Here is a 3,941-nt window from a genome sequence, read left to right as displayed (position 1 = left end):
CTCGTTCGGCCGGGCGCCCGCGACGAGCGCGGCCAGGGCCACGTTCTCCAGCGCGGACATGTGCTCGATGAGGTGGAAGAACTGGAACACCAGCCCGACGCTGCGCCTGCGCAGCCGCGCGAGCCGCTGCGGGGCGAGGTCCTCGATCCGGGTCCCGTCGACCGCCACGGTGCCCTCGTCCGGCCGGTCGAGGCCCGCGAGCAGGTGCAGCAGGGTGGACTTGCCGCAGCCCGACGGGCCCATGAGCGCCACGAACTCGCCCGCGCGCACGGTCAGGTCGACGCCGCGCAGCGCGCGAACGGGGGCCGTGCCCGCCTCGTAGGTCTTGCGCAGACCGCGCACGACCAGCGCGGGACCCGGCGGGGTCTGCTCTGTCACCTGCTCACCCTAGGGACGTGACCGCCCCGCGAGGGAGGGCACGCGGGGAAGAGACCGGCTGGTACACCGGCGGGGGTGGTGCTGGCACCACCCCTCGGCCTCCACCTCGCGCGACCGGGTGACCGCGTTACCGGGTGACGTCCCGGCCCGCCGCCTGCTGCGACGGCTGCTGCCGGTAGGCGCCCCGGGCGGGCAGCAGGCCCAGCGCGGAGCACACGGCGGCGAGGTCCGGGTACGCGCCGGGGGCCAGCGACCACAGCTGCGCCGTGGTGACCGCGTCCGCCCCGTAGTGGTCGGCGTGGGCCACGATCTGCCATTTGGCGGCCGGGTAGCTCAGCCCCGCCAGCACGTGGCCGATCCGGGCGACGTCGGCGCGATACGTCCGTCGGTACACGGTTCCTCCTGGTGGCCCCGTCTCCGCCGACGGGGCGAGAAGGAGTGCCCGCGCTCACCCTCGGCCAAACATCGGATCTCGGGGTTTCTCGCGGACACTCCGAGGGGGAGTCGTGTTGTGCCGCCCGGTCGGGCCGCCGTAGGGTTGCCGTGCGGTTGAAGCGACAGTCCGCATGCACGCGTCCGCGGAAGATGTCGAGGAGCACGGTGCACCATGAGCAGCAGTGAGACACCCGCCGAGGAGGGTGGCGTCGAGGTCGAGGACGTCGTCCGGTTCGACGCGGCGGGGGACGGTTCCTCGCTGGTCGCGCACGTCCGCGGCGAGATCGACACGCTGACCGCCCCGTTGCTGCGCACGGAGCTGGACACCCGGCTGCCCGAGGCGCCGCTGGTCGTGCTGGACCTCTCCGGCGTCACGTTCCTGGGCTCCGCCGGGCTCGCCGTGCTCGTCGCGGCGAAGGACCAGGTCGAGCGCAGCGGACACACCCTTCGGCTCGTCTGCGGCTCCCGGATCGTCACCCGCGCGCTCGAGGCCACCGGCCTGCTCGGCCTGTTCGACGTCGCCGACGGCGTGCCCGACGCGCTGCGGCCCACCGCCTGACACTAGAACTCCCCGGTCGCCCAGAACCGCTCGATCCGGGCGGTGTGCGGGGCGAGGTCCATGCCCTGCGCCGCGACCCAGTCGTCCGCGTAGTAGCTGTGCCGGTAGCGCTCGCCGCCGTCGCAGATCAGCGTGACCACGCTCCCCTGCCGTCCCTCGGCGATCATCCGGGCGACCAGCGTGTACACGCCCCAGAGGTTCGTGCCGGTGCTCCCGCCCGCGAACCGGCCGGTGCGGTCGTGCAGGTGGCGGACGGCGGCGATGCTGGCGGCGTCGGGGACCGGGAGCATCAGGTCGATCACGCCCGGCACGAAGCTCGGCTCCATCCGCGGCCGCCCGATCCCCTCGATGCGGCCCGGCAGGCCGGTCGCGTAGTCGGGGGCGCCGCTCGCCCAGCCGGGCAGGAACGCGGAGTTCTCCGGGTCGACGACGGCGAGCCGCGTCGGCATCCGCCGGTAGCGCAGGTACCTCCCGATCGTCGCCGAGGTGCCCCCCGTGCCCGCGCCGACCACGATCCACTCCGGCACCGGGTGCCGCTCCCGGGCGAGCTGCGCCACGACGGACTCGGCGATGTTGTTGTTGCCCCGCCAGTCCGTGGCGCGTTCGGCGTAGGTGAACTGGTCGATGTAGTGGCCCCCGCACTCGGCCGCCAGCTCCTCGGCGCGCGCGTACATCTCCGCCCCGTGCTCGACGGCGTGGCAGCGGCCCCCGTACCGCTCGATCAGCGCGATCTTCTCCGGGCTGGTGGTGCGCGGCAGCACCGCCACGAACGGCACGCCGATCAGCTGCGCGAAGTAGGCCTCGGACACCGCGGTCGATCCCGAGCTCGCCTCGACGACCGTGGTGTGCGGCCCGATCTGCCCGCTGACCAGGGCGTGCAGGAACAGCGAGCGGGCCAGCCGGTGCTTGAGGCTGCCGGTCGGGTGGACGGACTCGTCCTTGAGGTAGACGTCGACCCCCCAGTCCGCGGGCACCGGCAGCACGTGCAGGTGGGTGTCCGCGGACCGGTTGGCGTCCGCCTCCACCCGCCGGACCGCCTCGTCGACCCAGTCCCGGTCCGATCCACTCTCGACCACCACGTCCGCGACGGTAGCCACTGACCGCAGCGCGCGGTCCGCCGGCCGACCCCGCTGGAGATCCCCGGTCGAGGCGTTCACACTGGCGGGTGTGGCATCCGACCCCGATCCGGTGAACAGCTCCGGCGCCTTCGAGGTGGTCCGGCGCGGCTACGCGCGCGACCAGGTCGACGCGCTGGTCCGTGAGCTGGAGCGGCGCGCCACGGTGGCGGAGAACGCGCGGCGGATGGCCGAGCAGCATGCCGCGAGCGTCGCGGAGGACCTGCGGCTGCTGCGCGCGGGCACCCCGGCCGAGGGGCTGCAGGTGGCCCCCCAGAGCTTCGGCTTCCGGGCCGAGAAGGTCCTGCGGCTCGGCCTCGCGGAGGCTGATCTTCCGTCGGCGGCTGATCGTGAGGCCCGCGACCAGGGCGATCAGCACGACCACCACGACCACGGCCACGATGATCCAGAGGGTCTGCGTCGTCACACCCCCACCCTTCCACGCCCCCCGCGCGCCCGCGCCGCCACCCGCTGCCTGCTAAGAAGCGGGGCGAAGGCGTTGGGAGATGACCGTGGTGATCCCGTCGCCCCGCATCGAGACGCCGTAGAGGGCGTCCGCGACCTCCATGGTGGGCTTCTGGTGGGTGATCACGATGAGCTGCGAGGTCGACCGCAGCTCCTCCAGCAGGAGGATCAGCCTGCGGAGGTTGGCGTCGTCGAGGGCCGCCTCGATCTCGTCGAGCACGTAGAAGGGCGAGGGGCGGGCCCGGAAGATGGCGACCAGCAGCGCCATCGCGGTGAGCGAGCGCTCGCCGCCGGAGAGCAGCGACAGCCGCTTGACCTTCTTGCCGGGCGGCCGGGCCTCGACCTCGATCCCGGTGGTGAGCATGTCGTCGGGATCGGTGAGGACCAGCCTGCCGTCGCCGCCCGGGAAGAGCGTGGCGAAGACCGTCTCGAACTCGCGGGCCACGTCCACGTACGCGGTCGTGAAGACCTCGAGGATCTTGTCGTCCACCTCGCGGACCACGGTGAGCAGGTCCCGCCGGGTGTTCTTGAGGTCCTCGAGCTGCGTGGACAGGAACGTGTAGCGCTCCTCCAGCGCGGCGAACTCCTCGAGGGCCAGCGGGTTGACCTTGCCGAGCAGTGCGAGGTCCTTCTCCGCGCGCTTGGCGCGGCGCTCCTGCGTCCCGCGGTCGAACGGCATGGCGGGCGGCGCGACGACGTCCTCCCCCCGCTCCTTCGCGGCCTCGTACTCCGCGATCTCGGTGGGCGACGGCGGCACCCCGGTCGCCGGGCCGTACTCGGCCACCAGGTCGTCGACGCCGATCCCGAAGTCCCCCAGGGCCTTCTCGACGAGCTGCTCCAGCCGCAGCCGGGACTGCGCGCGGGCGACCTCGTCCCGGTGGACGGTGTCCACCAGCTTGTCCAGCAGCGCCGACAGCCTGCCCGTGGTCGCGCGGGCCTCGGTGAGGGCCGCCTCGCGGTCGGCGCGGGCCGCGGCCACCTCGTCCCGC

5 protein-coding genes are annotated in these 3,941 nt (G+C 73.4%); 1 reads left to right on the top strand and 4 read right to left on the bottom strand.

Features of this window, described 5'->3' with window-relative positions:
* Together H5J29_RS24010 and H5J29_RS24005 are read right to left on the bottom strand one after the other, a co-directional pair.
* Positions 1–378, bottom strand: a 378-nt coding sequence (locus H5J29_RS24010; RefSeq protein ID WP_181783298.1) for an ABC transporter ATP-binding protein, incomplete at its 3' end; no start/stop codon positions are given.
* 127 nt (positions 379–505) lie between these two features.
* Positions 506–772 carry a DUF2795 domain-containing protein gene (locus H5J29_RS24005; RefSeq protein WP_181783297.1) on the bottom strand — a complete coding sequence of 89 codons (267 nt, stop codon included), beginning with the start codon at positions 770–772 and terminating at the stop codon, positions 506–508.
* A gap of 213 nt (positions 773–985) precedes the next feature.
* Here H5J29_RS24005 and H5J29_RS24000 point away from each other — a divergent pair, with 213 nt between their 5' ends.
* Entirely contained in the window at positions 986–1,372 is a 387-nt protein-coding gene (locus tag H5J29_RS24000; RefSeq protein WP_181783296.1) for an STAS domain-containing protein, read from the top strand.
* A gap of 2 nt (positions 1,373–1,374) precedes the next feature.
* Here the strand turns inward: H5J29_RS24000 and cds1 are convergent, their stop codons facing one another.
* The gene (cds1, locus tag H5J29_RS23995) at positions 1,375–2,451 is read right to left on the bottom strand and encodes an L-cysteine desulfhydrase Cds1 (RefSeq protein ID WP_181783295.1); all 1,077 of its coding nucleotides are present in this window, start codon (positions 2,449–2,451) and stop codon (positions 1,375–1,377) included.
* Between the two features lie 514 nt (positions 2,452–2,965).
* Positions 2,966–3,941, bottom strand: a 976-nt coding sequence (locus H5J29_RS23990; protein WP_181783294.1) for an AAA family ATPase, incomplete at its 5' end; no start/stop codon positions are given.

The organism is Pseudonocardia pini (assembly GCF_013870575.1).
Taxonomy (GTDB): domain Bacteria; phylum Actinomycetota; class Actinomycetes; order Mycobacteriales; family Pseudonocardiaceae; genus Pseudonocardia; species Pseudonocardia pini.
The sequence above is the reverse complement of the archived record's forward strand: the minus strand, read 5'-3'. Positions and strand labels throughout refer to the sequence as shown.